This window comes from Ancylobacter sp. TS-1 (assembly GCF_009223885.1).
Lineage (GTDB): Bacteria > Pseudomonadota > Alphaproteobacteria > Rhizobiales > Xanthobacteraceae > Ancylobacter.
In genome coordinates this window covers 1,173,665-1,198,794 of the sequence record NZ_CP045144.1, presented here as the reverse complement: position 1 = coordinate 1,198,794, position 25,130 = coordinate 1,173,665, and the positions used below count along the sequence as shown (strand labels likewise).

The window sequence follows — 25,130 nt, the reverse complement described above, 5'->3', positions numbered from 1 at the left end:
GCACCTGTCACATCGCAGCCGCGCGGCACGGGCCGCCCGGAACTGAAGGAGGCGTAGTATGATCCGGGCCTGCAAGACCTATCTGCCGCTCGCTTTCGCCGGCGCGGTGCTTCTCGCGGCGGCGCCGGTCTCGGCGCAGACCGCCGCCACCTCGGCGGCGTGGGACCCGCTGGAGCCGCTCAACCGCGCGACCTATGCCTTCAACGTCGCCTTCGTGGCGGTGGTGGCCGAGCCGGTGATCAGCGCCTATCGCGCCGGCGTGCCGACGGCGGTGCAGACCGGCATCGACAACGTCTTCACCAATCTGCGCGAGCCGCTGACCGCCATTTCCAGCGGCGTGCAGGGCGACCTTAACAATCTCGGCCTCTCGGTCGGGCGTTTCGCCATCAACACGACGGCGGGCATTGGCGGCATCTTCGACGTCGCCAGCCGCATCGGCTGGGTGTCGCGTCCCGAGGATCTCGGCGCCGCCTTCTGCAGCTACGGCGTGCCGACCGGCCCCTATCTGGTCCTGCCCTTCGTCGGCCCGACCACGGCGCGCGAGGCGGCCGGCACGGTCGCGACCTACGGCATCACCTATGGCGTCGCCCATGACTACACGCTCGGCTATGTCGTCGCCGACCGCGCGGTCGCCGCGGCGAGCGACCTGCCGCTGACCGAGGTGACGATCACCCCGAGCGATGCACCCGCCGCGCCGGGTGCGGACGCGCCGGCCGCCACCATCGTCGCCCCGAGCTACGAGGATTCGCGGGCCGACTATCTCTCCTTCCGCCAGCAGCTCTGCACGGATGCCATTCCCGCGGCCGAGCTGAAGTCCAGCCCGCTCGGCGGCGTGATCCGCGTCAACTGACGCCGGCTGGCGGGCAGGCCCGCCAGCCCGTCCCCCGGCGCACAGTCCGGGCGGTGGCCACGTGCTGCCGGCCGGGCCTGTGCATCGGGTCCGGCATGGAGGCCGGGGCCGACACGCCCGCGTCACGCCCCTGCCGCATAACGTTTTCCCAACCCGCCCGCGCCAGCCCAGACGGACATCCCGATGAACGCCTCCGCCGAGCCGGCGCACCCGCCGCACGACCATGAGCCTCACGCCCACCCGCCGGGCGCGCACGCCTCCGGCGGCAAGGGCGGCCATGGGGCCGGCGACGGCCACGACCACGGCATCGCCGTGACCGACGACAGCCAGATGCGCGTCTTCTGGGTGATGATCTTCACCGGCGGCTACATGATCGCGCAGGCGACGGGCGGCTGGCTTTCCGGGTCTCTGGCGCTGATCGCCGATGCCGGGCACATGCTCTCCGACACCATCGCGCTGTTTCTCTCCTGGATGGCGTTCCGGCTGAGCCGGCGGCCGAGCGACGAGCGCCGCACCTTCGGCTATCACCGCTTCCAGGTGCTGGCGGCGCTGGCCAATGGCGCGACGCTGTTCCTCATTGCCATCTGGGTGGTCTACGAGGCGATCGAGCGTTTCGCCGAGCCGGTCGAGGTGCTGGGCGGACCGATGCTCATCGTCGCCGTCATCGGCCTGCTGGTGAATGTCGGCGGCGTGCTGGTGCTGCGCGGCGGCGACCGGCGCAACGTCAACATGCGCGGCGCGCTGCTGCATGTGGTGGGCGACCTGCTCGGCTCGGTGGCGGCGATCTCGGCCGCGCTCGTCATCCTCGCCACCGGCTGGATGCCGATCGACCCGATCCTGTCGGTCTTCGTGAGCCTGCTCATCCTGCGCAGCGCCTGGTCGCTGATCGCCTCCTCGTTCAACATTCTCATGGAGGGCGTGCCGGACGAGATGCAGGGCACGGCGGTGTCCGACGAACTCCTCACCATCGAGGGCGTCGCCGGTGTGCATCATTTCCACGTCTGGGGCCTGACCGGCGAGCGCCTGCTGGCCTCGCTGCATCTCGTGCTGGCCGAGGGCGCCAGCGCCCGCGAGGTGAAGGCCAGCGTCCGCGCGCGCATGGCCGAGCGCTTCGGCATCGATCACGTGACCATCGAGACCGAGGGGCCGGACGAGCATCCCGAGGGCACGCCGCCGCTCTTCGTGACCGCCGGCCACTGAGGCGCGCAACTGGGGCGCGCGGCTGAGGCGCACGACCCGCAGGATCAGGGCGGCGTGCGCAGCACGTCGCGCTCGCCCGAAATGCGCTTCTGCACGAACGACCAGCTGGTGCCGACGCCGATCACCAGCGCGATCCAGAACAGCACGAAATAGGTCGTGATGTGCACGTCGTCGAAGGCGAAGAAGCCGAGGCCGACGCCGGCGATGAGCGACATGATGACCAGCAGCGACAGGGCGGTGACGCCGAAATAGCCGATGGTCAGGAACGCCATGCGGCCGAAGGCGACGAGGCAGGTGAACAGCCCGACGCCGACGAAGAACTGGAAGGTCGTCAGCTCGCCGCCCTGCGTGACCCAGTGGAAATAGGAATAGCCGCTGGGATTGTAGGTGGCGAACACCAGCGTGGTTGCCATGAGCCCGCGCCGCGCGAACAGGCGGACGAAGTCGACCGGCGGGTTGATGTCCAGCCGTGCCATCTCACACCGGCGAGTTGAACGTCACATCGGTGGAGTCGACCTGGCCGCTGAGGCGGTTGCGCAGATGCGACCAGGACAGGCCGGACGCGTAGACGCAGGCGAGGATCACCAGAAGTGTGAAGGTGAACACCCGCGGGTCCTCGACATGAAGCAGGCCGTTCTCGATCAGCACCCAGGCGCCCGAGGCGAAGGTGGCGGTGAGCAGGCCGATACCGATCAGGCCCAGCGAGCGCATGCTGGAGAGGATCGCCACCACATGGAGAATCAGCAGCAGCACGCCGACCAGAATCTTGGCCGAGACATTGCCGGAATGCTCGGTGATCCAGTGGAAATAGGACATGGCGTAGGGATTGTAGGTGCCGAGCACCAGCGCCAGGCCGGAGAGCAGGCGGGCCAGAAGGTCTACCGGTCCGAACTCATGCATGGTTCAGGCGATCTCCGCGGTCCGCGCGCGGCCAGACGAGGGTGACGTAAATGCGTCCATTCGCTGGCATTTCGAAAGAGTTGGGCTAAACATTGGCTCTCGCAATTCCCGCCCGCGAATCCAGTATAAGCGGTCGCGGGCCCGCGTCCACCATGGGGCCGACGTGCCGAACAGCGCGCCTAGCCGCCCGGCCAGTCCGGGCTCGTTCGTTCGTTCGCTGCGAGCCTCGCTGCACGCCACGACCTTCGTTACGCTGTCGCTGCTGGTGTCGCTGGCCTTCGTGCTGGCGCTGGCGACGCTGCTGAACTACTCGAAATTCCTCACAACCTATACCGAGCTTTCCGACCGGCGGGTCGCGCTGGTGACGACGTGGACCCGCGATTCCATTGAGGTGCTGCTCAATCTCGGGCTTGAGCTGAAGGGCCTGCACGCCGCGCCCGCGATTCTGGAGCAGGCCAAGACCCGCTACCCCCATATCGAGAGCATCTCGCTGTTCGATACGGCGAGCGGGCGCATCCTCTACTCGACCTCGCCGGACCTCGCCGGCAAGCCGACCCCGCCGGCCTGGCTCGAGGCGCAGGCGCATTCGCTCAAGCCCACCTGGCACATTGACGACGACGACCCGGCGATTGCCGGTATCCGGCTCGATTCCAGCTTCCTCAAGGGATTGGGCGGCATCGCCATCGTTCACTCCACGACGCAGGCCCGCGCCCGCATGGCGCAGATGCGCGACGAGCTGCTGATGACCGCGTTCGGCGTCTTCGCGATCTTCGCGGTGCTGGCCGTGGCGCTGGCGCTGCTGGCGACGCGCGGCATGCGGCGCACGCTGCGCGGCCTGACGGACGCTCTGGATCCGACGGCGCAAAGCCCGGCCGAGACACGCGTACCGGCGGAATTGCAGGCTCCGATCATCGCCTTCCGGCAGGCGGTGGCTGCGGCCGAGATCGAACTCGCCGGCGTCGAGCAGGAACTGGGCGCCGCGCCGGCGCCCGTGGCGGCCGACCCAGTGCCAGCCCCGGCCGGGGAGGATCGGCCATGAGCGAGGCGGTAGCGGCAAGCGACATGGCGCGTCTGCGCACGCGCATCCTCATCATCACGCTCACCCTGGCGCTGGCGGCGGCGACCCTGCTGTCGCTGCGCACGCACCGTCTGTTCAAGGACGTCCTGTCGCCGGAAATCACCCAGAAGGCGGATATCGTCGCCGAACTCGCGACGCAGGATGTCGAGCGGGCGCTGGGCTTCGGCATTCCGCTCGACCGGATGGTCGGCGTGCCGGCCTATCTCGATCAGTTGCTCGCGACCCACGAGGAACTCGCCTACGCCGCCGTGCTCGACCCGCAGGGGCGTTTGCAGTTCGCGGCCGGCGCGGACAGCGGGGACATCGCCGAGGAACTGAAAGAGCCGGTGGCGAGTTTCGCGCCCGGCAGCATCGACCGCGAGATCGTGTGGGAGAAGGGCCGCCAGATGGTGCTCGGCCGCGCCGAGGGGCCCGACGGCACGACGGCGGCGGTGATCGCGGTGAGCCTCGATTCGCGTTTTGTCGACCGCCAGTTCGAGGAACTGGCGCAGGACGTGTTCATCGTGCTGCTGGTAGCGCTGTTCCTCGCTTTCGAGATGGCGGTGGTGCTGCTGACCGGGCGCACATTGCGCCCGCTGAACCAGCTTATCGAGGCGGTGGAGGCGGGCGGGCAGGGCAACCTGCACCGGCGCATCGCTTACCGCGCCAATGACGGCATCGGCCGGGTGGTACGGCATTTCAACAGCCTGGTGCAGGGGCTCAACGAACGCTACCGCCGCCTTGCCGCCCGCACGACGGACCTGCCGGCGCTGCGCGAGCAGGTGGCGGCGATCGGTGCGCGCTTCGGCCTGACCGAGGGGCCGATCGACAGCTTCGGCATCCGCGCCGCCGTCACCGATGTGCGCCTGCCGCTGTTCGTCTTCGTCATGGCGGAGGAGCTTCAGAAGTCCTTCCTGCCGCTCTACATCGCCTCGCTCGACGCCAATATCTCCTGGCTGTCGCCGCAACTGCTCATCAGCGTACCTATCTCGGTCTATATGGCGACGCTGGCGCTCTCGACGCCGATTTCCGGCTCCTGGTCCGACCGCTACGGCCCGCGCCGCATCTTTATCGCCGGCCTGATGGTCGCCATCGTCGGCTTCCTCGCCGCCGCCGCCGCCCATAGCGTGCTGGAGCTGGTCGCCGCGCGCGCTGCGGGCGCGATCGGCTACGGCATGTGCACCATCGCCGCGCAGGGCTTCATCGTGCAGGTGACGGACAAGGACGAGCGCACGCGGGGCGTCTCGGTTTTCGTCACCGTGCTCATGTCGGCGAGCATCTGCGGCACCGCCATTGGCGGCATCATCGCCGACCGGCTCGGCTATCGGGTGGTGTTCGTCTGCGCCGCCGTGCTGGCGCTGATCGCCGGCGTGCTGGCCCTGCGCATGATGGCGGGCGGCATGCCGGCCGAACAGGCCCGCCGTGTGAAGCTGTCGGATCTGGGCATCGCATTGCGCAATCCCCGGTTCCTGGCGCTGGTGCTGTTCGCCGCCATTCCCAACAAGATCGTGCTGACCGGCTTCCTGTTCTATGCCGTGCCGCTCTATCTTGCCGGGCTGAATGTCTCGGAGGCCGAGACGGCGCGCGTCATGATCCTGTATTCGCTGGTCATCGTGCTGCTGGGGCCGTGGGTCAGCCGCATGGCTGACGAGCGCGGCTACAGCTGGTCGCTGGTGATCGTCGGCACGCTGCTGTCGGGCCTCGCCATGTTCCTGCTGGCGGTGCGGGCGGACGCCTACGGCGTCGCCGCCGCCGTGGTGGCGGTAGCCGTGGCGCACGCCATCTCGATTTCGCCGCAGATCGCGCTGGTGCCGGAGATCTGCGCCGACGAGATCGCCCGCGTCGGCCAGACCACCGTACTCGGCGCCCTGCGCACGCTGGAGCGCATCGGCAGCGTGATCGGGCCGATTCTGGTCGCGGCGGTCGCCGTGCGCTTCGGCTACACGGCAAGCCTGATGGTCATCGGCGGCATGATCGCGCTGTGTGCGCCCATCCTGCTGCTGGCCCAGCGCTCCACGCGGAAGGCGGCGGCACCATGAGCGGACGGGGCACCTCGCGCCTATGCACGGCCGGCCTGAGGCTCGTCCTCGCGCTCGCCCTTCTGGCGCTCGCGGCCGGCGGCGTGAGCGCGCAGGAGACCCGGCGCGAGCCCTTCAAGGTGATGATGGTGCTGTGGCGCGGCTGCGAGGATGCCTGCCGGGGCTTTCAGGACTACCTGTCGTTCCGTGGCGTGCCGGTGCAGTACCTGATCCGTCAGGCCGGCACGCTGAACCTCAAGTTCCCGGACCTCGTGGCGGAGGCGCGGGCGCTCAAGGTCGACCTAGTCGTCACCTGGGGCACGACCGCGACGCTCGGCATGGTCGGCGAGTACGACAATGCCGATCCGGCCCGCTACCTCCACGACATCCCGGTCCTGTTCATGATCGTCACCGACCCGGTCGCGGCGCGCGTGGTGGAGAGCCTCGACCGGCCCGGGCGCAACGTCACCGGCACGCTGGTCATCGTGCCGGAGGAGACCCAGCTGCGGGCGATCCGTTCCTATCTGCCGTTCCGCCGCGTCGGCATCGCCTACAACGAGGACGAGGTGAACGCCGTCTCCTCGGTGCAGAGGGTGCGGGCGCTCGCCGACGAGATGGGCTTCGAGGTGGTGGCGCGGCCGGTGCCCCGGGACGCCGCCGGCAAGCCGATCGCCGCCAGCCTGCCCGAGGTGGTGCAGCAGCTCGCCGACGCGAAGGTCGACCTGATCTATATCGGCTCCAGCTCCTTCATCCTCAACAATCGCGGGATATTCACCCGCGCGGCGGTCGAGCGCGGCCTGCCGGTGGCGGCGGCCGGCGAGGTGCCGGTGGTGGAGGCCGACGCGCTGCTCGGACTGGTCAGCCGCTACTACACGGTCGGCCAGCTGACCGGCACGCGCGCCGAGCAGATTCTCGTCGAGGGCCGCAAGCCGCAGGACATTCCGGTCGAGGCGCTCAGCCGCTTCTCGCTGATCGTCAACATGGAGGTCGCCCACAAGCTCAACCTCTACCCGCCGCTGCTGATGCTGAACGCCATCGAGGCGATCAAGACCGGCAAACCGCCGGCGGACGCGGCTGCCGCCGGCGCCGCGCCATGAGGAGGGGCCTCTTATGAGGATACTCATCCTCAGCAAGCGCGACCTGACCGCCACCGTGTTGCTGAACGACCTTCTGGCGCGGCTGGCGCCGCTGCCCGACTGCCGGCTGCGGGTGGTGCTGGCCGAGCGCACGCGGCCGGTGGAACTGGACGTGCCGGAACTGGCGCGCATGAAGCATTTCGAGCGCGACCTGCCCTTCGGCATGCTGTTTCCGAAGCTCGACGGCGCGCCGGGGCATGCGGGCGAGCTGATGACGCCCGCGCAGCTTTCGGCGCATCACGGCGTCGACCTGTCGGTGGCGCGCGGTCTCGACGATCCCGCCTTCGTGGCGGCGGTTGAGGAGTTCGTGCCCGACCTCATCGTCTCGGCGCGGTTCAGCTTTCTCATCCCGCGCCATCTCTTCGACGTCGCGCGGCACGGCGTGGTCAATGTGCATCCCGGGAGCCTGCCGGACTATGCCGGGCTCTATCCGCATTTTTTCTCGATGTTGGCCGGCGAGGAATCGCTCGGCTGCTCGCTGCACCACATCGATGCCGGCATCGACAGCGGCCCGCTGATCGCCGAGGGCGCGGTGCCGATCCGCCCGGGCCGCTCGGCCTTCGCCCACAATCTCGACAGCCATCTGCTGGGCAACCGGCTGATTAACGAACTCGTCGAAAACCTGATCGGGGGGCGGGCGGTGCCGTCTGTTCCGCAAGGACAATCCAAGGTAAAGTCGAATACATATCCGACGCCGGCAGAGTTCGACGCGTTCCGAGCCGCCGGTCTGTCGCTTATCAAGGTGCAAGAATACCGGGAACTTCTCGGCCGCTTCGGAATTTCCGAAGATCTTCCGGGAGTTTCCGATGACGTGTGAGACGGTTTTTCGGCCGCGGCGCATGAGGGCCGCGGGATTCGAGGCGGGGGCTTAGATGCTGGATTTCGGCATATTCACTTTGCCGGCGGTGGCGGCTGCGATGGTGTTCGTGGCGGCGCTGTTCGTCGGCGAGGACATCGTGATCGAGAAGGTCTATGTGCCTGAGGTCCGCGAGTGGAGCGGCTATACCTCGACGGTGGCGACCCGCATCCTGACCGATGAGCTGCGCGAACTCAGCGTCGCCGCCGCCTCGGAGCTTCAGGCCATCAACATCGACGAAGGCGGTGTCGAGAAGGGCATTTCCGCCTTCGAGGACTATTTCGAGGTCGGCCTGCTGATCAACGGCACGCGCAACGTGCTCGGCCTGATCAAGTACTACATCAATGGCGAGATCACCGAGCAGCGCGAGGAAACGCAGCTCGTCATCCGCGTCTACACCAAGAAGGAAGACGAGCCGGTCAAGCTGATCGTGGTGCGCGGCAAGGTCGACGACATCGACGGGCTGCTGCACGAAGGCGCGATCCAGATCCTCGAATTCATCAACCCCTATGTGATCGCGCTCTATCACCGCCGCAACGAGCTTGAGGCCAAGCAGTTCGACTTCCCCAAGACCCGGGCGTCCATCGCCATGTTCCTGGAGAAGCAGCCGGCCGAGCAGCACTTCCTGGCCTATGGCCTGCTCGGGCGCACCCACATGCTGCGCGCCGAGCGCGACACCACCCTGACTCCCGAGCAGCGCGAGGCGGAATATGCCGAGGCGATCCGCCTGCTCGACGCGGCGCTCTACCAGCAGCCGGATTTCCTTTATCCGCTGATCAATCTGGGCATCATCTACGCCGGCAAGAAGGACTATGCCCGCGCCGACGCCTTCTTCGCCCGCGCGGTGCGCCAGCATCCCAACTACCTGATCACCCGCACCGCCTGGGGCAAGATGCTGGACGAGCAGGGCCTCGTCGACGACGCCATCCTCCAGTACGAGGCGGCGGTGCTGATCAACCCGGACGACGCGCAACTGCACGCGAAGCTCGCCGGCCTCTACGAGCGTGCCGGCCGCAAGGAAGACGCCGCCGCGCAGGCGGAGAAGGCGCTGAAGCTCGATCCGGTCTCGCAGGCCTATTTCGACAAGTCGAAGGACTACGGCGTCAAGGACCTGCCGGCGACGGCGGTGCAGTGACGGGCCGGACGTAATGGGCCGGATGTGACGTGTCCTGCGGCCTTCCTTTCGCGGGGCGGGCGCCTTAAGGAGAAAGGGTGGGTCGCGGCGGGGTCGTGGCCGTTTGGGGTCGCCTCGGGATGCTAGAGACGCTGTTCGTCATCGGCTTCGTCCTGCTTCCGCTTGCGATCGCCGTGGTCCTCATCCTCTACCGTGCCCGCTTCCTCGTCATCGGCCTGTCGGCGATCATCCTGCTACTGGTGCTGATCTGGATGGTGCTCAAGGCCAGCGACATCGTCGAGCGCACCTTCGATCCGCAGGAGCCGGCACTGTCCATGCCCGGCAACTGCGCCGGTCCGGGGCAGGGTGAGTCGAAGGATTGCCGGCTCTGAGAGGCTCCGGCGACCACGATGCGACACCCCGGGCAGTGCGTATCGCGCGCGCCGGGATGGCGCGGAGGGGATGAATCCGGCATGCTGGCGCGGGCTGTCGAAGGGGAAGTTGCGAGCGGGCCATGGGAAGCGATCTGGCGCTGACGGCAATCGCCCTCGCGGTGCAGGCAACGGCCCTCGCCGTGTTTCCGTTCGCGCTGCTTGCCGCCTCGTGCCGCGCGATCAACGCGGCGCAGGACTGCCAGCTCCCCGCCACGCCCTATGTCGAACTGATCGCCATCGCCATCGGCGTGTGCGCGGGCGCCATCGTGATACACGCCAATGTCCGTTGGGCGCTGCTCGACCCGGGCGAGATTTTCCGCCGTGGCGGGCCGTGGGACATGAGCTTCGGCCAGTTCCTCGCGGGCCCCGCCAATCCGCTCGCCTACGACCTGTCGGCCATTCTGGTCTGGCCGTTCTCGGGCAGGCTGCCGAGTCTGGCGGGTCTTGCCGTGCTGCTGCTGGCCGGCCTCGTCTTCTACGTGCCCGTGCTCAAATACCGCACGCGCCGCGCTTTCGCGCATGGCCTGCGCAATGTGGTGATCGTCGTCTGGGGCGCCTGGGCGACGGTCTATCTGTTCTTCTATGCCGGCTGGCTCGCCAACCGGCTGAACTTCTGGATATTCCTGGTGTTGTTGCTGATCGTGGGCTTCCTGCGCCGGCGCTCCGAGCGCGTGGTGCTCAAGATCAACTAAGGCGGTCAAGACCGCCCTATGAGGAGAATGGCCATGAACATCGCCCATCGCCTGACGGCGGCCGTCCTTGCCGGATCGATGCTGATGGCAGCCGCGCCCGGCGCTCTCGCCCAGCCGTCCGGTCAGTCGACGGAGCCGCCCAGCACCTTCGACCGCATCGAGAAGTCGCTCTCCGAGGCGGCGTCCGAGGCGATCGACTTCGTGAAGAGCTACATCCCCTACGCCATGCCCGAGGTGCAGGAGAACGGCGACATCGTCATCCGCAAGCAGAAGCCCGACGCGGGCGCGGCGACCGATGCGCCGGCGACTTCCGCCCCCGAGACGCCCCCGACCGGCACGGCGACCAGCCCGGACGTCAAGATCTGAGCCCGGCGCAGCTTGGCACGCCGGCACCGCGCCGCGTGCCGTCTCACCCCGGGCGGTGGGCGATGAAGTCGATTTCCACCAGCGCGTCGCGGGCGAGTCCCGTGACGCCGACGCAGGTGCGTGCCGGCCGGCGGTCGGCCGGGAAATAGGACGCGTAGGCGGCGTTCATGGCGGCGTAGTCGCGCTTGAACTCGGTCAAGAACACCCGCGCCTGCACCACATGCGACAGGTCGAGGCCGATCCCGGCCAGAACCAGCACGAGATTGTCCATCACGCGGCGGGTCTGCGCCTCCGCGCCCTCCGGGAGAGGGCGGGAATCGTCGTCGGGCCAGGTCGGCATCTGGCCGGTCACGAAGACCCAGCCATCCGCCTCCACCGCATGGCTGAACGGGGCGACCGGCGTCGGCGCGCCCGCGATCATGTGGAACTGGGCCATCGGCATCTCCTCGGCTGTGGGCTGGCCTGAAATTTCCGATCCCGCCGGCCTGCCGTCAACGCCGCCGCGCGCCTTCGGCCGCGCGCCGCTGTCACAATTTGAAACGCGGGCGAGACAGGCACGCGACAGCGGGCCGCTAGCCATGAAGTCCCCGGAAAACCCCGCCTCCTGATGTGTCAGCGAGGTGGACACCACATGAGGACCTCGGAATGCTCCGCAAGCTCATCCTTGCCGCCGTGCTGGTCGTCGCCGGCACCTCGGCGGGCGCGGCCGCGACGACGGCGGTCGCGACCGCGAACGTCAATCTGCGCGCCGGCCCGTCGACCGCCTATCCGGCCGTCACCGTCGTGCCCGCCGGCGCCACCTTCACCACGCATGGCTGCGTCAGCGGCTACAGCTGGTGCGACATCGGCTTCGGCCCGTATCGCGGCTGGGTGGCCGCGAGCTACATACAGGTCATCTATCGCGGGGCGCCCGTGGTGCTGACCGCCCCGGTCGCCCCGGTCATCGGCATCACGGTGGTGTCGTTCAACCGGACCTACTGGGACAGCTACTACAGGGCCTATCCCTGGTACGGGCGCTGGGCGGCCTATCCGCCGCCGGTCTATCGCCCCTACGCGCCGCCCCTGCCGGTCGTGACCTCGCGCAGCGGGCAGGTGAACTGCGCCAACGGGGCCTGCACGGCGACACGCAGCGCCACCGGCTATTATGGCGGCGCGACCACGCAGACCCGCAGCTGCGCCGACGGGAGTTGCACGGCCACGCGCTACACGGCCGGGCCGCGCGGGGGCACCGCCACGCGGACGCGCAACTGCACGGCCGGGCAGGGGTGCACCGCCACCCGGAGCGCGCAGCGCTGGTAGGGAACGGCCCGGAACGCCGGATTCGATAAAAACAGGGCCGGGAGCATGCTCCCGGCCCTGTCGTTCGACCCCTTCAGAGCGGTGCGCCGAAGTCCATGCCGCGGCGCCATTCGACCAGATGCAGCACCCGCTCGACGAGACGCTGCTGCATCCGCCGGGCGGTCTCGGTCTGTTCGGGCGTGAGCACGGCCTTCAGGCGCGCGGTGGCGTCCCTGAGCGCCTGCGCCTTTGAGGCACGGGCAAGGGCGATGCCGGCCATGTCGTCCGCCAGATCGAACGCGCCGGCCTTCGCCCGCTTCTCCGGGTCGGCCCAGCGTTCGATACCTTCTCCTGTCGGCAGGAAGGCGATCAGCGCCGCCGTATAGGCGCGCCACGCCTCCTGCTGGTCCGGGCGAATGCCGAGCGCGGTCTCCTGCGCCGAGAGCAGCACGCCGACGAACAGCCGCACCATGACAGGGTCGAGGGCCGGCCATGCCTCGTCGTCCGACATTGCCGGTTCGCACATGAACGGACCGGCGGACTCGGCCGGCTCGGTGAGCCCTTCCGCCGGGCCCCAGGTGCGCCCGGCGGCAGGCAGGGCGGCAGTGGAGACAATGGCGATGGCGGCGAGGCCGCCGGCCAGATGCTTGAGGGTCATTCGGCTCATGGTTTTCCATCCTTTTGCCGTTGAGGATGGCGCGAGGCTAGGCGGCCCACGTCTCGGCGGTTGCACGCCGGCATGTCGATTTGTTTCAGCCCGCCGGCAGGCTCACGCGCACGCGCAGGCCGCCGAGCGGGCTCCGGTCGAGGGCGACCGCGCCGCCATGGCGCTGGACGATGCGCCGGACGATGGTCAGCCCAAGCCCGGTGCCGCCGCTTTCCCGGTTGCGCGAGCCCTCCAGCCGGTAGAACGGCTCGAACACGCGCTCGCGTTCCTCCGGGGGAATGCCGGGGCCGTCATCGTCGATCACGAGATCGACCCCCTGTGCCGTACGCTCCACCCGCAGGAAGGCCCGGTCCGCATAGGCGAGCGCGTTCTCGACCAGATTGACGCAGATCCGCCGCAGAGACTTGGCGTCGACCCGCACCGGGATCGGGCCGGCGGGAAGGTCGACCACGATCCGGGCGGCCTGGGCGTGCCCCTCGCAATAGTCGCGCACCAGCGCGGCGAGATCGGTCGAACTGGCCTCGCCGGAAAAGAAGGCGTCCTGCGCGAAATCCAGCGTGTCCTCGACCAGAGCCTGCATCGCCTCGACATCGGCGACGGCGCCGGCCCTGTGGCGGCTTTCCGGCATCATCTCCACCCGCAGCCGCAGCCGCGTCAGATAGGTGCGCAGGTCGTGCGAGATGGCGCCGAGGGTGAGCGTCCGGTTGCGCAGCAGGGCGGCGATGCGAAGCTGCATCGCGTTCACCGCGCGGATCAGCGTGCGCAGTTCCGGCGCGCCCCGCTCGGGAATCGGCACGGGATCCCCATTCTCGCCGATCCGGTCGACCTCGCGGGCGAGGTGCGAAAGCGGGCGGGTCTCGCGCGCCACCGCCAGCAGCGCGGCAATGGCGACCAGCACGCCGAACAGCCCGGCGAAGAAGCCTATGGGGATGCCCAGCACGCGTACAGTCACCCGGTCCTCGACATCGAGCCAGAGATAGTCGCCGGTGGCGAGGCGGACAAAGACGCTGAGCGTGTCGCGCCGGCGGTCGCCGTCCCTCTCGTCGAGCCGTACCCAGACGCCCCGGTCCGCCAGATCCCGGCTGGCGAGGGCGGCGCGGATGGCCCGCTCGACGCGGATCAGCGTTGCCTGCCTCGTCAGGCCATCGGGCAGGGCGGGGACGATCGACGCCGTGCGGCCGGTCTCGCTGAAGGCTTCCAATATGGCGGGCCGCAGGGCGGGCGGGGCCTCGTCCACCAGCTTCACCAGCGAGGCCACCTGCCGGGAGAAGGCCGGCGAGGCCCCCCCGGCCGGCGCCCGGCCGTCGGAAACGCCGAAGTTCAGCAGCAGCACCGCGAGCTGGATGGCGAACAGCGCCACCGCGACGATGAGGATGATGCGCGCGAGCAGGCCGAGCCGCATGGCGTTCCCTCAGGCGTCGCGCACGTCGGCGGAGAACAGGTAGCCGACATTGCGCACGGTGGTGATCGGCTGCTCGCTCTCCGGCAGGCACTGCGCCAGCTTGGCGCGCAGGCGCGAGACGGTGACGTCGATGGTGCGGTCGAAGGGATCGGCGGCCCGCCGGCGCGTCCAGTCGAGCAGCTGGTCGCGCGACAGGACCCGGCCGGGCCGTTCGAGGAAACAGGTCAGCAGGTCGAACTCGGCGGTGGTGAGGCCGATGCGGTGGCCGCCGGCATCCTCGGCGATCCGCGCGTCGAGATCGACGACGAGGCCGCAGAAGCCGCGGCGCCGGCGCTCGGGCACGCCGGCCGACAGGGCGCCCGAGGAGCGGCGCAGCAGGGCGCGGATGCGCGCCAGCAGTTCGCGCGGATTGAACGGCTTGCCGAGATAGTCGTCGGCGCCGATCTCCAGCCCGACGATGCGGTCGATCTCGTCATGCTTGGCGGTCAGCATGAGGATGGGGACGCGCGAGCGGGCGCGCAGGCGGCGGCAGATCGACAGGCCGTCCTCGCCCGGTAGCATGACATCGAGGATGACGAGATCCGGCATGCCGCGCAGCAGGGCACGGTCCATCGCCGCGCCGCTTTCGACCGCCTCGACGGCATAGCCCTCGGCGCCGAGAAAATCGACGAGCAGGCTGCGAATGTCGCGGTCGTCCTCGACCAGAAGAAGTCGTTCCACGCTCATGCCCATCGCCATCGCAGCCCCGTGTCGCGCCGGCAAGGGGCCGGGCGGCGGCCGACACAAACTGTAACAAAACTCCCTGCTGCCGAGACATCGCTGCAATGGGCGCCCGCCATCGTCCTGTCCGTGGCGCCGGAGCTTCACCCGATCCCGGCTTCACGGGGATCAGTGCCCAACCCGTCTGATCCCGTGCCATGGAGCCCGCTTGGCCGACCGCCCCCCAAAAGGGCGGGCTCCATGGCACATCCTGCCTTCCAACCGGAGCCGCTACCATGCGTCGTGATCTTCTTATCCGTGGCCTCATCGTCGTCGTCTTCGCCACCATGGCCGGTGCCGCCTTCGCGCAGAACCTGACCCGTTCCCAGCAGCAGGCGTTGCGCACGGCGTGCGAGGCCGACATCCGCTCGGTCTGCGCCGGCATCCAGCCGGGTGGCGGCCGGCTGCTCCAGTGCATCCGCGCCAACCCGGACAAGATTTCCCAGGGGTGCAAGGACGCCCTGGCCTCGGCGAAGGCCGCGCAGGCGCAGTGAGCCGCACGCCGGCGACGCGCGATGAACGTCCAGTCGCCCATCGGTATGCCTGGCACGCTTGCCCCGCTGGCGCCGCCGCCACCGCGCGAGCGGGGCAGGGGGCGCCTTCGCCATGCCCTCGTCGCGCTGGCGGTGCTGGCGCTCGGTCTGCTGGGCTGGCGCTATGGCTTTCCCCACGCGGTGCCGGCGGAGCCCCTGCGCCCGGGCCCGCTGGTGGTCGAGCTGAAGGGGCCGGGGACGCTGACTGCCCTTTCCGAGGCGACGGTGAGCAGCCGGATACAGGCCCGCATCGAGCAGCTGCCGGTCGACCGCAACGATGTCGTGGCGAAGGGCGATGTGCTGGCGCGTCTGGCCTTTGGTGACCTTGCCGGCGAGGTCGCGGCGGCCGAGGCCAGTGCCGAGGCGAGCGAGCGGGCGATCCGGGCCGCCGAGGCCGATCGCGGGCGCGCGGCGGCGTCTCTCGACAAGGCGCAGGCCGCCCATGACCGGCAGCAATCGCTGTTCGGACGCGGCGTCACCAGCCAGGCCGGCCTCGACGACACGCGCGCGGCGCTCCGTCAGGCCGAGGCCGAGCTGACGCACGCCGACCGCTCGGTCGAGAGGGCCGAGGCGGAGAGCGCCGCCGCCCGCGCCCGCGTAACGGTGGCACGCACGCAGCTTGCCGATGCCGTGCTGACCGCTCCCATCGGCGGCGTGGTCGTGTCGCGGGCGCACAATCTCGGCGACATGCTCACGCCCGGGGAGGAATTGCTCCGCATCGTCGATCCCGCCGGGATCGTCCTGACCGCGCGGCTCGACGAGAGCGTGATCGACCTTGTCCGGCCCGGGCAGGCCGCCCGCATGACCTTCGGCCATTCGGCGGCCCCCGTCACCGGCCGCGTCCTGCGGCTCGGGCGTCAGGTCGACGAAGAGACGCGCGAGTTCGAGGTCGATATCGCGCTCGACCGGCTGCCGGAAAACTGGGCGCTGGGCCAGCGCGGCATCGCGCGCATCGCCGTGGAGCGGCGCGAGGATGCGCTCACGGTGCCGCACGCCTTTCTTGCCCGTCGAGACGGGAAGCCCGGCGTCTGGGTGCTGGAAGGAGACCGCGCGCGCTGGCGTGCCGTCACCCTCGGTGCCCGTGGCGCGGATCGCGTCGAGGTCGTGAGCGGGCCCGGCGCCGGCGCGGTGATCCTCGAACCGGCCGGACTCTATCCGCGCGCCCGGGTCAGGCCGACCGAAGCGCGCCCGACCGAGGCGCGCCCGTGAACCTTGCCCTCAAGGACGCGCGGCACAGTCCGACGCGTTTCATCCTGACCGCCTGCGGGGTCGCGCTGCTGATGACTGCGGTCATCGGCATGACGGGCCTCTATCGAGGGGTGGTGGAGGATGCCCTGCTGATCATCGAGCGCATCGACGCCGACCTGTGGGTGGTTCAGGGCGCGCGCGCCGGCCCCTTCGCCGAGGGCTCGGCGGTGGCGGCGGACATGGATCGCCGCGTGGAAGGGGTGCCGGGCGTTGCCGATGTCCGCCGCTTCACCCAGTTCAGCCAGCAATTCTCCTTCGCAGGGGCCACCCGCCGCGCCACGATCACCGGCATCGACATGCCGCGGGACGACGGGCGCTGGGTCGAGATCGCCGCCGGGCGCTGGCTGGGCGGGGGGCGCTTCGAGGCGGTCGCGGATGCGAGCACGGGCCTTGCGGTCGGAGATCGGGTACAGCTCGCCCACGATGTCTATGAGATCGTGGGCCTCACGCGGCAGATGGTGGATTCGGCGGGAGACGGGCTGCTTTTCGTCGGCATCAACGACGCGACCGCCATCGCGCAGCGTCGCACCTCGGAGGAGGTACACCTCGCGCGCGCGGCGCGCGGCGCCGTCGCCGTCTCCGCCGATGCGAGTTCGGTGGCGCAGGACAGCAAGATCGCGGCCGTGCTGGTCCGGCTGGAGCCGTCGGCGGAGCCCGCCGAGGTCGCAGCGGCGATGGCGCGCTGGGGCGACGTGCGCGTGCTGACCCTCGCCGAGCAGCGCGACCTGATGCTGAACGCGCGGCTGTGGAAGCTGCGGCTCCAGATCCTCGCCTTTACCGGCATGATCCTGCTGATCACCGCCATCGTGGTCTCGCTCATCATCTACACGATGACCGTCGAGAAGCTGCACGAGATCGCCCTGCTGAAGCTCATCGGCGCGCGCGAGAGCGTGGTGGCCGGCATGATCGGCCAGCAGGCCGGGCTGATCGGCCTCGCCGGATTCGGGCTGGCGCTCGGCCTTTCCCGTCTGGTCTTCCCGCTGTTTCCCCGGCGCGTCGTGATGCAGGGCTCCGACATGGTGCTGCTCGGGCTGGCGCTCGCCCTCATCTGCGCCGTGGCGGCCTGGGTGGGCATTGCCCGGGCCTCGCGCGTGAGCGCCCGCGAGGTGCTGTCGTGACGGACGTGCCGGTGCTGTCGGTACGGAGGCTGACGCGCCACTATGCCGGCCCGGGCGGAATCACCCGCGCGCTGGACGGGGTGTCGCTCGACATCGGCGTCGGCGAACTCGTCGGCATTTTCGGCCCCAGCGGCTCGGGCAAGAGCACTTTCCTGATGCTCGCCGGCCTTCTGGAGGCGCCCAGCGCCGGGGAGGTGTGGCTGGCCGGCGAGCGCGTCTCATATCCCGGCGCCGACATGGACCGCCTGCGCGCGCTGCGGCGCCGGCGGATCGGCTTCGTCTTCCAGAAGGCCAATCTCATTCCCTTCCTGTCGGCGACCGAGAATGTCGCGCTCAGCCTCGAACTGGCTGATGTCGCGCCGCGCGACGCGCAGGCGCATGCGCGCCGCCTGCTCGCGCTCGTCGACCTTTCCCATCGCGCCGACAACCTGCCGTCGCGGCTCTCGGGCGGTGAGCAGCAGCGCGTCGCGGTGGCGCGGGCGCTCGCCAACGGGCCGCCGCTGATCCTTGCCGACGAGCCGACCGCCGCGCTCGACAGCGTGCGTGGACGGCAGGTAATGGAGCTTTTCCGGCGCATCGCCGTGACGCAGGGCGGCGCCGTGGCGGTGGTGACCCACGATCCGCGCTCGGCCGACCTGTTCGACCGTGTCGTCCATTTCGAGGATGGCCGGCTCGCAGCGGAGGGGCACGCCCCGACCGGCCTGCATCCCGGCAGCCCGCCACGATAAGGCGTGGCCGGCGCCTTCCGGCAGAGCCGGGACCGGCCCCGCCTCAACTGGACGCGCACTCTGTTGTTGGCTACCAACGGGCGACCGGACAAGATGGAAGCGATGGCGTGAAACGGGCATTGATCACCGGAGCGACCGGCCAGGACGGCGCGTATCTCGCGCGGCTTTTGCTCGCGAAGGGCTATGACGTCACCGGCGCCATCCGCCGCAATTCGCAGCCGGAAATGGTGCGGCTCGAGAAGCTCGGCATCGCCCGCGAGCTGCGCACGGTCGACTTCGATCTCAGCGAGCCCAACAACATCACCCGGCTGATCCGCGGCAATGCGTTCGACGAGGTGTACAACCTCGCGGCCCAGAGCTTCGTCGGCTCGTCCTGGGAACAGCCGGTCTATGTGGCCGACGTCAACGGCGTCGGCGTCGTGCGCCTGCTCGACGCCATCCGCACCTACACGCCGCAGACGCGCTTCTACCAGGCCTCGACCTCGGAGATGTTCGGTCTCGTGCGGGTCTTGCCGCAGGACGAGCAGACGCCCTTCCACCCGCGCTCGCCCTATGGCGTGGCCAAGGTCTATGGCCACCACATCACAGTGAACTACCGCGAATCCTTCGGGCTGCATGCCTCCTCGGGCATCCTGTTCAACCATGAGAGCCCGCTGCGCGGCACCGAATTCGTGACCCGCAAGATCACGGTCGGCCTCGCGCGATTCGCCCGTGGCGACCATGCGGCGGTGGAACTGGGCAACCTCAACGCCAAGCGCGACTGGGGCTTCGCCGGCGACTATGTCGAGGGCATGTGGCGCATGCTCCAGCAGGAATCGGCGGACGACTATGTGCTCGCCACCGGCGTCACCACCTCGATCCGCGAATTCGCCGGCTTCGCCGCCGAGGCGCTCGGGCTCGATCTCGAATGGTCGGGTGCCGACGAAACCGAGCAGGCGGTGGACCGGCGCAGCGGCAAGGTCGCCGTGCGCGTCAATCCCGCCTTCTACCGTCCGGCCGAGGTCGACCTGCTGGTCGGCAATGCCGCCAAGGCGCGCGCCAGGCTCGGCTGGGAGCCGAAGGTCGATGTGCGGGCGCTCGCCGCGATGATGGCGCGGGCCGATTACGACGAGTGCGGCCAGTAGGGCCCCGGAAAGCCCGAGACTTATGCGGGCGATCTCGTGAGGAGGCGGCGCCGGGACTGCGGCCGTGGGGGAGCTGTTCTCGCCATCGACACGACCGTGCAGACGACAACAGAAAGCCTCTGCAAGCTGGTTGCAGGCAATATTACGAGATACCTCGTAGTTTACCCAAAAGAAACAGTCTTGTCAACTTCGTGGGGCTAAGCCAGCTTGCCGTTACGGCCGGCCGTTTTCGCCGGTCGTTCCACAGCACATCGAAGGTTTGAATCATGATCAAGACAAACGCCTGCAGCGGCCATGCCGCTGCACCGGTGAAGCTCGCCTGTGCGCTGCGCACCGGCGGTTGCGTGGGGTGCAACGTCGAAGGGCTCCTGCGCGAGGTGGGGTTGAGGCCGACGCGCCAGCGCATCGCGCTCGGTCGCATGCTGTTCGCCCGGGGGCACCGCCACATCACCGCCGAGATACTCCATGAGGAGGCGATCGCGGCCCGCGTTCCGGTCTCGCTCGCCACGGTCTACAACGCGCTGCACCAGTTCACCGAGGTGGGCCTGCTGCGCGAGATCGCGGTGGAAGGGGGGCGGACCTATTTCGATACCAACGTGTCCGATCACCATCACTTCCTGCTCGAGGACGAGAACCGGCTTGTGGATATAGGCGGTGAGACGGTCGGCTTCGCCGGCCTGCCCATGCCGCTCGAGGGAACGGTCATCAGCCGCGTCGACGTCCTGATCCGCCTGCGCCGTCGGCCCGCCGCGCGCTGAGCCGGTTTCGATCCGCCGCCGAGCGGCGCCGCCGAACCCGTACGGGCCTCGGCCGATATTCTTCAAAAATTCCGTCGAGATCGCCAAGGCCGGCTTATGCCGCCTGGAAGCCCATCCGTGCGCGCAGCGGCGCGGTTTCGGCTCCCGCCAGCAGCGCCATGAAGTGCGCCGCCGGGGCGGAGTTCGCGGCGTTCGGGGTCAGTGCGGCGGCGTAGAGCGTCGTCAGCGCATAGGGAGGCGGCAGCGGAGCGGCGATGCCGACGCTCCCAACCAGGGCGATTTCCGAGGCCTGGGTGCAGCCGATCGGCCTCGCGGCGGTCGATGCGCCCATTTCCGTCATGGCGACGATGCCGTTTGCAGCGATGCGCAGGCGATCCGCGATCTGTTCCGCCAGTCCAAGCGCGCGGAGCATGTCCATGACATGCGCGCCCGACGTCGCCACTGCCGGATCGGGCAGATGGATGGCATCGGCTCCGGCGAATGCCGCGCGTACATCCTCGACCGTGCCGAGCGGCGGCGGCGGATCACCGGCGCGCACCGCGACGCAGGTGTCGACGTAGCCGATCGGGGCGATGCCGGCAGCCGTGGCACCGGAGGCGGCAAGGGAAAGCAGGGCCTTTTCGCTCAGGATCACGATATCGGCCGTTTCGCCGCCCCTCAGCCGCTCCACGATGGCGCCGACCGGACCATAGGTGCGCAGGGCGGTATGAGACGTCTCGGTTTCGAAGCGCGCCGCGAGGGCTTCAACATATCCCTTCGCCGCGCCCGCAGAAAAAATACGAATTTCAGTCACTGACGGGCGTCCTCATCGAAGAAAAAAGCGGAATTCGGCGTGCATAACGCGCCGTTTGTCTTGTTATTATGAATTTCAGAGAGGTTCGGGGAGGGAGATGGCGTCCGATTCGACTGTCTGATCGGAGGTATGGCGCGATGCAAGGCGTTCTTTTTGCTTGGTATACTTCAATCGCGACGTGGCGGCGCCTCGATCATTCATGATGGTAGTCAATATTACGAGCTACCTCGTATTTTATTTGTAAGAAACAGACTTGTCAACCCCATGGGGCGCGCCTAGCTTCGATATATCGCACGGAACCGCTTCGACGAAGTGTAGCAAAAGAAATCCGAGGCGAAATGGGGGAGAAACGATGCGCCGCCGTCTGTTGACGGTGGAACAACGGCGTGCGTTTGCCTGCTGAATGGCATGCGCGGTTTCAACTCTACATATTTATGATGACCAAAGATTTGCGGACAACGCGTTCGCGAAAATGAGGAGTAATGTCATGTCGAGAATCGTGCACATCGCCTTGAAGTGTGGCGATATGGAAAGCTTCGAGAGCGCGACGAAGTTCTATGAAGACATCTTCGGTATCTACCAGACCAAGAATACCCATGCGCGCGGCCATCATTCGCGCCACATGACCGACGGCAATATCGACCTCGCGCTCATGCTCTACGACAGCGAGGACGAGAAGGAAGCCAAGCTCGCCGGCGCCGGTCCGCGCATCCACCATATCGGCATCGAGGTCGACGACCGGCCGAGCATGATCAAGAAGATCGAGGACAATGGCGGCTCGATCTACTCCGACCGGGCCGAGGGGGCGCTGAAGTATCGCTCCGCCGACGGCACGCTCGGCGAGATCGTCGGCATCGGCCGCTATCTCAAGAAGGACAGGAGCAAGCTTTCGCGCATCTCGCAGGTGACGCTGTACGTCAACGACCTGGAGAAGGCTGCGAATTTCTATCGCAACGTCTTCGATTTCGAGCCCGCGCCGGGCTCCAACGGCACCGTGCACAACCTCACCGACGGCGAGACGGTGCTCTCGCTGGTCAAGGCCGACCAGCCGGCGATCGAATACTGGACGCTGGAGGTGGCCGATCCGAAGGCTGTGGCCGAGCAGGTCACCGAGCGCGGCGGCAAGATCGTCAGCGGCGCCGCCACCTCCGTGAAGTTCGTCGGCCCGGACGGGAACCAGGCCGAACTCACCGCTGCCTGAGCGCGTCCGCGCCGCATCTCTAGCCGATGCCGTGCCTGCCCTTCGGGGCGGCCTGCTCGACGGGCCGTCCCGAAGTAAACAATGAGGGAGGAAACCCACAATGAAACGCCAATTGAACAGACGCCATGCTCTCGGCTGCGCGCTCGCGCTGGCGATCTCGGGCATCACCCCGGCACTTGCCGGCGAGTTCGTGCCGACCCGGCCGCTGGAACTGGTGGTGCATGGCGGGCCGGGTTCGGGCAACGATCTTCTGGCTCGCGCCGTCGTTGCCATGATCGACCAGGCCAAGCTCTCGCCGGTGCGCATTCAGGTCGTCAACAAGCCGGGCGGCGGCAGCACCAATGCTTCGTCCTACCTTCTCAGCCGGAAGGGCGATCCCAACACGCTCGGCATCTTCACCAGCGTCTGGATCATCGATCCTCTTCTGCAGGAGGCGGCCACCACCCGGCTGAACGACCTGACGCCCGTCGCCCGGCTGATCTTCGAGCCGGCGCTGGTGACGGTGCGGGCCGACTCGCCCTTCCAGTCGCTGGGCGATTTCATCGCGGCGGCGAAGGCCAAGCCCGACCAGCTCAAGCAGTCCGGCGGCAACGCCTCCTCGCGCGAGAACATCCTGCGCCAGCAGCTGATGGGCGCCACCAAGACGAGCTGGGCCTTCGTGTCCTTCCCGTCCGGCGGCGAGCGGCTCTCCGCTTTGCTCGGCGGTCATGTCGACATCATGATCCTCGACCCGAGCGAGGCGACCGAGCTGATCCGCGGCGGCAAGATCCGCGTCCTGGCTCAGATCGGCGAGAAGCGCCTGCCGGCCTTCAAGGACGTCCCGACGCTGGCGGAGGCCGGCTTCGATGTCGCCACCTTCGCCCAGACACGCGGCATTCTCGGCCCGCCCGACATGGCCCCGGACGTGATCGCCTATTACGACAGGCTGGTGGCCAAGCTGGTCGCGCTGCCGGCCTGGCAGAAATACATCGAGGAAAACCACTTCATCAGCGCCCCGCTCAGCTCGGCGGAGACGCGCAAGTTCGTGGTCGACTACGAGAACCAGATCCGCGACCTGCTCACACAGGCGGGTATGAAGGTGGTGCGCTAGCGCCGCCGGGAAGCCGCGCAGCGCGGGACGGCGCCCCCGGTGGGAGCGCCGTCCCTCCGCCCCGCACCCGCGACCGAACGGCATGAGCCGGGGGCATCTCGTCCCTCGGTGCCGGTCCGCCGCTCCCCGCCTTGCGGAGACCACCATGCATTCCCTCGACATACAGCCATCGCGTGCCGACGTGTCGCTGGCGGACATCGCCGCGCTCCATCTCAAGATCGGCTGCCTCAGCTTCGGCGGCGGCATGACCGGGCTGATCTACCACGAGGTGGTGACGAAGCGAGGCTGGCTGGGGGAGGCCGAGTTCCTCAGCGGGCTCGCCATCTGCCAGATCCTGCCGGGCGGCAATGTCGTCAACCTGGCCGTCTATGTCGGTCAGCGGCTGCGGGGCTCAAGGGGAGCCGTTGTGGCCCTGGCCGGCCTGCTCGGCGGGCCGTTCTTCATCATCATCGGCTTCATGCTGGCCTATGAGCGGCTGGCCGGCCTGCCTCTCGTCGCGGCCGGGCTCGGCGGCGTCACCGCCGCCGCCATGGGGCTGATGCTGATGATGACCGTGCGCGGCGCGCAGGCGGCCCGGCATGCCGGGTCTCTCGCCGTCATCGCCGCGACCATGGTCGCGGTGGGGGTGCTGCATCTGCCGCTCATCGCGGTGGTGTGTCTTGCCGCCCCGGCCAGCATCGCGCTGGCGGCCCGCAGAAGGGCGCGTCATGTCTGACAATCCCTATGTCGCGCTCACCCTGGCCTTCGCACCGCTCTCGCTGGTGGCGTTCGGCGGCGGCGTCAGCGTCCTGCCGGCGGTGCAGCACCAGGCGGTCGACCTTCATGGCTGGGTCGACGCGCAGCAATTCCTCGAATTCTTCGCCATCTCCCGCACCGCGCCGGGGCCGGGGCTGATGCTCACCACGCTGATCGGCTGGCAGGTGGCGGGCTGGGTTGGCGCGCTGGTCGCGATGCTGGCGATCTTCGTGCCGTCCTCGCTGGTCTGCCTCGTGGTGATGCGCACGCTGTCGCGCCACGAGGGCAAGTCCTGGCACGCCGTGGTGCATGAGGGACTGGCCCCGGTCGGCACCGGCCTCGTCGGCGCCGGAGTGCTTTCGCTGTTTCGCATCGCCGATGCCGGCCCGGCCTCCTGGCTGGTCGCGGCAGCGACCGGCGCAGTGATGCTGGCGCGCCCGCAGATCCCGCCCATGCTGCTGCTGATGGCGGCCGGCGCCCTGTTCGCCGGGTGGAGCTTCCTGAGCCCCACCTGAAATCCAAGACAACCGCCGCGCCGCCGGGAAGCGGGTCGGCATCAGCCATAACAAACATAAAAACAATATAGGGAGGTAATAATGCTGAGATACTTGAGGGATCCGAATATCATATTTGGATCCGGCCTATCCATACTCGGGCTGTACATCGTGCAGCAATCGCTCGGATGGGTCGTCTATGAGCGCGACGGTCCGGGCCCCGGTTTCTTCCCGCTGATCTATGGCGGTGCGATGCTGCTGTTCGCGCTGTGGCTGACCTTGCAGGCCATCCGCGCCGGCGGCGTTGCCGCCACCCGTCCGGAGGACGAGCTGAACACCGCCGGGCGGATGGAGGCCTGCGCCACACTGGCGGCGCTCGTCGCGAGCGTGCCGCTGATGTGGGCCTTCGGCTTCCTCGTGGGGTTCGGCCTCGTCCTGTTCTTCATCATCCGGGTGGTCTTCAGCCGTCCGACGCTCAATGCGGCGGTCGTCGCAGCCGGCATCGTCGGGGCGCTCTATCTCGGCTTCTCCGTCCTGCTGCAGTCGCCGCTGCCCGCCAGCACCATCTGGGGTTTCTGA

General features: G+C 68.6%; 29 protein-coding genes. 22 read left to right on the top strand and 7 right to left on the bottom strand.

Translation table 11 applies throughout. From position 1 onward, the window contains the following. The first annotated feature begins 58 nt into the window (after nucleotides 1-58). Both GBB76_RS05850 and GBB76_RS05845 read left to right on the top strand, forming a co-directional pair. Nucleotides 59-850 carry a VacJ family lipoprotein gene (locus tag GBB76_RS05850; protein ID WP_152302430.1) on the top strand — a complete coding sequence of 264 codons (792 nt, stop codon included), beginning with the start codon at nucleotides 59-61 and terminating at the stop codon, nucleotides 848-850. Between the two features lie 183 nt (nucleotides 851-1,033). After that, the gene (locus GBB76_RS05845) at nucleotides 1,034-2,050 is read left to right on the top strand and encodes a cation diffusion facilitator family transporter (RefSeq protein ID WP_152302429.1); all 1,017 of its coding nucleotides are present in this window, start codon (nucleotides 1,034-1,036) and stop codon (nucleotides 2,048-2,050) included. 44 nt (nucleotides 2,051-2,094) lie between these two features. On the opposite strand, the gene GBB76_RS05840 is transcribed toward GBB76_RS05845, so the two are convergent. Further along, nucleotides 2,095-2,526, bottom strand: coding sequence for a DUF6524 family protein (locus tag GBB76_RS05840; protein ID WP_152302428.1), 432 nt, complete (start codon nucleotides 2,524-2,526; stop codon nucleotides 2,095-2,097). A 1-nt stretch (nucleotide 2,527) separates the two neighbouring features. Continuing rightward, nucleotides 2,528-2,950, bottom strand: coding sequence for a DUF6524 family protein (locus tag GBB76_RS05835; protein WP_152302427.1), 423 nt, complete (start codon nucleotides 2,948-2,950; stop codon nucleotides 2,528-2,530). Nucleotides 2,951-3,113: 163 nt separating this feature from the next. Between GBB76_RS05835 and GBB76_RS05830 the strand changes: the two genes are divergently transcribed. The 8 genes from GBB76_RS05830 (at nucleotide 3,114) to GBB76_RS05795 (ending at nucleotide 10,623) form a co-directional block, all read left to right on the top strand. Further along, on the top strand, nucleotides 3,114-3,989 hold the full coding sequence (locus GBB76_RS05830) for a hypothetical protein (RefSeq protein ID WP_152302426.1): 876 nt from the start codon (nucleotides 3,114-3,116) through the stop codon (nucleotides 3,987-3,989). Further along, nucleotides 3,986-6,046: an MFS transporter gene (locus tag GBB76_RS05825; protein ID WP_152302425.1), complete on the top strand. Its 2,061-nt coding sequence runs from the start codon at nucleotides 3,986-3,988 to the stop codon at nucleotides 6,044-6,046. The genes GBB76_RS05830 and GBB76_RS05825 overlap by 4 nt, the downstream gene beginning before the upstream one ends. Continuing rightward, nucleotides 6,043-7,122: an ABC transporter substrate-binding protein gene (locus GBB76_RS05820; RefSeq protein ID WP_152302424.1), complete on the top strand. Its 1,080-nt coding sequence runs from the start codon at nucleotides 6,043-6,045 to the stop codon at nucleotides 7,120-7,122. The genes GBB76_RS05825 and GBB76_RS05820 overlap by 4 nt, the downstream gene beginning before the upstream one ends. 13 nt (nucleotides 7,123-7,135) lie before the next feature. Then, entirely contained in the window at nucleotides 7,136-7,978 is an 843-nt protein-coding gene (locus GBB76_RS05815) for a formyltransferase family protein (protein WP_152302423.1), read from the top strand. Nucleotides 7,979-8,033: 55 nt separating this feature from the next. Next, nucleotides 8,034-9,152 carry a tetratricopeptide repeat protein gene (locus GBB76_RS05810; protein ID WP_152302422.1) on the top strand — a complete coding sequence of 373 codons (1,119 nt, stop codon included), beginning with the start codon at nucleotides 8,034-8,036 and terminating at the stop codon, nucleotides 9,150-9,152. 119 nt (nucleotides 9,153-9,271) lie between these two features. After that, complete coding sequence (locus tag GBB76_RS05805) at nucleotides 9,272-9,523, top strand: hypothetical protein (protein WP_152302421.1); 252 nt, start codon at nucleotides 9,272-9,274, stop codon at nucleotides 9,521-9,523. A gap of 122 nt (nucleotides 9,524-9,645) precedes the next feature. Continuing rightward, on the top strand, nucleotides 9,646-10,257 hold the full coding sequence (locus GBB76_RS05800) for a hypothetical protein (RefSeq protein ID WP_152302420.1): 612 nt from the start codon (nucleotides 9,646-9,648) through the stop codon (nucleotides 10,255-10,257). A gap of 33 nt (nucleotides 10,258-10,290) precedes the next feature. Continuing rightward, a complete protein-coding gene (locus GBB76_RS05795) occupies nucleotides 10,291-10,623 on the top strand; it encodes a hypothetical protein (RefSeq protein WP_152302419.1) in 333 nt (110 codons plus the stop codon). Between the two features lie 43 nt (nucleotides 10,624-10,666). Here GBB76_RS05795 and GBB76_RS05790 read toward each other — a convergent pair whose 3' ends face one another. Continuing rightward, the gene (locus GBB76_RS05790; protein ID WP_246669052.1) at nucleotides 10,667-11,059 is read right to left on the bottom strand and encodes a RidA family protein; all 393 of its coding nucleotides are present in this window, start codon (nucleotides 11,057-11,059) and stop codon (nucleotides 10,667-10,669) included. 209 nt (nucleotides 11,060-11,268) lie between these two features. On the opposite strand from GBB76_RS05790, the gene GBB76_RS05785 reads away from it, so the two are divergent. Beyond that, complete coding sequence (locus GBB76_RS05785; RefSeq protein WP_152302418.1) at nucleotides 11,269-11,922, top strand: SH3 domain-containing protein; 654 nt, start codon at nucleotides 11,269-11,271, stop codon at nucleotides 11,920-11,922. A gap of 73 nt (nucleotides 11,923-11,995) precedes the next feature. On the opposite strand, the gene GBB76_RS05780 is transcribed toward GBB76_RS05785, so the two are convergent. The 3 genes from GBB76_RS05780 to GBB76_RS05770 form a co-directional block, all read right to left on the bottom strand. Beyond that, nucleotides 11,996-12,568 carry a hypothetical protein gene (locus tag GBB76_RS05780; protein WP_152302417.1) on the bottom strand — a complete coding sequence of 191 codons (573 nt, stop codon included), beginning with the start codon at nucleotides 12,566-12,568 and terminating at the stop codon, nucleotides 11,996-11,998. Between the two features lie 85 nt (nucleotides 12,569-12,653). After that, nucleotides 12,654-13,970, bottom strand: coding sequence for an ATP-binding protein (locus GBB76_RS05775; RefSeq protein WP_152302416.1), 1,317 nt, complete (start codon nucleotides 13,968-13,970; stop codon nucleotides 12,654-12,656). Nucleotides 13,971-13,979: 9 nt separating this feature from the next. Next, nucleotides 13,980-14,696, bottom strand: coding sequence for a response regulator (locus GBB76_RS05770; protein ID WP_152302415.1), 717 nt, complete (start codon nucleotides 14,694-14,696; stop codon nucleotides 13,980-13,982). 269 nt (nucleotides 14,697-14,965) lie between these two features. On the opposite strand from GBB76_RS05770, the gene GBB76_RS05765 reads away from it, so the two are divergent. The 6 genes from GBB76_RS05765 (at nucleotide 14,966) to irrA (ending at nucleotide 20,238) form a co-directional block, all read left to right on the top strand. Continuing rightward, complete coding sequence (locus GBB76_RS05765) at nucleotides 14,966-15,223, top strand: cysteine rich repeat-containing protein (protein ID WP_246669051.1); 258 nt, start codon at nucleotides 14,966-14,968, stop codon at nucleotides 15,221-15,223. Between the two features lie 21 nt (nucleotides 15,224-15,244). Further along, the gene (locus GBB76_RS05760; protein WP_152302413.1) at nucleotides 15,245-16,471 is read left to right on the top strand and encodes an efflux RND transporter periplasmic adaptor subunit; all 1,227 of its coding nucleotides are present in this window, start codon (nucleotides 15,245-15,247) and stop codon (nucleotides 16,469-16,471) included. After that, nucleotides 16,468-17,628: an ABC transporter permease gene (locus GBB76_RS05755; RefSeq protein ID WP_152302412.1), complete on the top strand. Its 1,161-nt coding sequence runs from the start codon at nucleotides 16,468-16,470 to the stop codon at nucleotides 17,626-17,628. Before GBB76_RS05760 ends, GBB76_RS05755 begins: the two co-directional genes overlap by 4 nt. Next, nucleotides 17,625-18,356, top strand: a complete 732-nt coding sequence (locus tag GBB76_RS05750; protein WP_152302411.1) for an ABC transporter ATP-binding protein — start codon at nucleotides 17,625-17,627, stop codon at nucleotides 18,354-18,356. Before GBB76_RS05755 ends, GBB76_RS05750 begins: the two co-directional genes overlap by 4 nt. A gap of 107 nt (nucleotides 18,357-18,463) precedes the next feature. Beyond that, nucleotides 18,464-19,480 (top strand): GDP-mannose 4,6-dehydratase, encoded by a 1,017-nt coding sequence (locus GBB76_RS05745; RefSeq protein ID WP_152302410.1) that lies wholly within the window; start codon nucleotides 18,464-18,466, stop codon nucleotides 19,478-19,480. A gap of 266 nt (nucleotides 19,481-19,746) precedes the next feature. After that, complete coding sequence (gene irrA / locus GBB76_RS05740; RefSeq protein WP_152302409.1) at nucleotides 19,747-20,238, top strand: iron response transcriptional regulator IrrA; 492 nt, start codon at nucleotides 19,747-19,749, stop codon at nucleotides 20,236-20,238. Between the two features lie 94 nt (nucleotides 20,239-20,332). Here irrA and GBB76_RS05735 read toward each other — a convergent pair whose 3' ends face one another. Then, nucleotides 20,333-21,031, bottom strand: coding sequence for a substrate-binding domain-containing protein (locus GBB76_RS05735; protein ID WP_152302408.1), 699 nt, complete (start codon nucleotides 21,029-21,031; stop codon nucleotides 20,333-20,335). A 487-nt stretch (nucleotides 21,032-21,518) separates the two neighbouring features. On the opposite strand from GBB76_RS05735, the gene GBB76_RS05730 reads away from it, so the two are divergent. The 5 genes from GBB76_RS05730 to GBB76_RS05710 all read left to right on the top strand — a co-directional run bounded on the left by GBB76_RS05730 (nucleotide 21,519) and on the right by GBB76_RS05710 (nucleotide 25,130). Next, a complete protein-coding gene (locus GBB76_RS05730; RefSeq protein WP_152302407.1) occupies nucleotides 21,519-22,232 on the top strand; it encodes a VOC family protein in 714 nt (237 codons plus the stop codon). A gap of 112 nt (nucleotides 22,233-22,344) precedes the next feature. Next, on the top strand, nucleotides 22,345-23,322 hold the full coding sequence (locus tag GBB76_RS05725) for a tripartite tricarboxylate transporter substrate binding protein (RefSeq protein WP_162375490.1): 978 nt from the start codon (nucleotides 22,345-22,347) through the stop codon (nucleotides 23,320-23,322). A gap of 145 nt (nucleotides 23,323-23,467) precedes the next feature. Beyond that, a complete protein-coding gene (locus GBB76_RS05720; RefSeq protein WP_162375487.1) occupies nucleotides 23,468-24,037 on the top strand; it encodes a chromate transporter in 570 nt (189 codons plus the stop codon). Then, entirely contained in the window at nucleotides 24,030-24,572 is a 543-nt protein-coding gene (locus GBB76_RS05715; RefSeq protein ID WP_152302404.1) for a chromate transporter, read from the top strand. Before GBB76_RS05720 ends, GBB76_RS05715 begins: the two co-directional genes overlap by 8 nt. An 81-nt stretch (nucleotides 24,573-24,653) precedes the next feature. Further along, nucleotides 24,654-25,130, top strand: coding sequence for a tripartite tricarboxylate transporter TctB family protein (locus tag GBB76_RS05710; RefSeq protein ID WP_152302403.1), 477 nt, complete (start codon nucleotides 24,654-24,656; stop codon nucleotides 25,128-25,130).

What these genes read in the sequence shown, in the direction of transcription:
- GBB76_RS05850 (WP_152302430.1), top strand. Translation starts at nt 59, where the DNA reads ATGATCCGGGCCTGCAAGACCTATCTGCCGCTCGCTTTCGCCGGCGCG.
- GBB76_RS05845 (WP_152302429.1), top strand. Translation starts at nt 1,034, where the DNA reads ATGAACGCCTCCGCCGAGCCGGCGCACCCGCCGCACGACCATGAGCCT.
- GBB76_RS05840 (WP_152302428.1), bottom strand. Translation starts at nt 2,526, where the DNA reads ATGGCACGGCTGGACATCAACCCGCCGGTCGACTTCGTCCGCCTGTTC.
- GBB76_RS05835 (WP_152302427.1), bottom strand. Translation starts at nt 2,950, where the DNA reads ATGCATGAGTTCGGACCGGTAGACCTTCTGGCCCGCCTGCTCTCCGGC.
- GBB76_RS05825 (WP_152302425.1), top strand. Translation starts at nt 3,986, where the DNA reads ATGAGCGAGGCGGTAGCGGCAAGCGACATGGCGCGTCTGCGCACGCGC.
- GBB76_RS05820 (WP_152302424.1), top strand. Translation starts at nt 6,043, where the DNA reads ATGAGCGGACGGGGCACCTCGCGCCTATGCACGGCCGGCCTGAGGCTC.
- GBB76_RS05815 (WP_152302423.1), top strand. Translation starts at nt 7,136, where the DNA reads ATGAGGATACTCATCCTCAGCAAGCGCGACCTGACCGCCACCGTGTTG.
- GBB76_RS05810 (WP_152302422.1), top strand. Translation starts at nt 8,034, where the DNA reads ATGCTGGATTTCGGCATATTCACTTTGCCGGCGGTGGCGGCTGCGATG.
- GBB76_RS05805 (WP_152302421.1), top strand. Translation starts at nt 9,272, where the DNA reads ATGCTAGAGACGCTGTTCGTCATCGGCTTCGTCCTGCTTCCGCTTGCG.
- GBB76_RS05800 (WP_152302420.1), top strand. Translation starts at nt 9,646, where the DNA reads ATGGGAAGCGATCTGGCGCTGACGGCAATCGCCCTCGCGGTGCAGGCA.
- GBB76_RS05795 (WP_152302419.1), top strand. Translation starts at nt 10,291, where the DNA reads ATGAACATCGCCCATCGCCTGACGGCGGCCGTCCTTGCCGGATCGATG.
- GBB76_RS05790 (WP_246669052.1), bottom strand. Translation starts at nt 11,059, where the DNA reads ATGGCCCAGTTCCACATGATCGCGGGCGCGCCGACGCCGGTCGCCCCG.
- GBB76_RS05785 (WP_152302418.1), top strand. Translation starts at nt 11,269, where the DNA reads ATGCTCCGCAAGCTCATCCTTGCCGCCGTGCTGGTCGTCGCCGGCACC.
- GBB76_RS05780 (WP_152302417.1), bottom strand. Translation starts at nt 12,568, where the DNA reads ATGAGCCGAATGACCCTCAAGCATCTGGCCGGCGGCCTCGCCGCCATC.
- GBB76_RS05775 (WP_152302416.1), bottom strand. Translation starts at nt 13,970, where the DNA reads ATGCGGCTCGGCCTGCTCGCGCGCATCATCCTCATCGTCGCGGTGGCG.
- GBB76_RS05770 (WP_152302415.1), bottom strand. Translation starts at nt 14,696, where the DNA reads ATGAGCGTGGAACGACTTCTTCTGGTCGAGGACGACCGCGACATTCGC.
- GBB76_RS05765 (WP_246669051.1), top strand. Translation starts at nt 14,966, where the DNA reads ATGCGTCGTGATCTTCTTATCCGTGGCCTCATCGTCGTCGTCTTCGCC.
- GBB76_RS05760 (WP_152302413.1), top strand. Translation starts at nt 15,245, where the DNA reads ATGAACGTCCAGTCGCCCATCGGTATGCCTGGCACGCTTGCCCCGCTG.
- irrA (WP_152302409.1), top strand. Translation starts at nt 19,747, where the DNA reads ATGATCAAGACAAACGCCTGCAGCGGCCATGCCGCTGCACCGGTGAAG.
- GBB76_RS05730 (WP_152302407.1), top strand. Translation starts at nt 21,519, where the DNA reads ATGTCGAGAATCGTGCACATCGCCTTGAAGTGTGGCGATATGGAAAGC.
- GBB76_RS05720 (WP_162375487.1), top strand. Translation starts at nt 23,468, where the DNA reads ATGCATTCCCTCGACATACAGCCATCGCGTGCCGACGTGTCGCTGGCG.
- GBB76_RS05715 (WP_152302404.1), top strand. Translation starts at nt 24,030, where the DNA reads ATGTCTGACAATCCCTATGTCGCGCTCACCCTGGCCTTCGCACCGCTC.
- GBB76_RS05710 (WP_152302403.1), top strand. Translation starts at nt 24,654, where the DNA reads ATGCTGAGATACTTGAGGGATCCGAATATCATATTTGGATCCGGCCTA.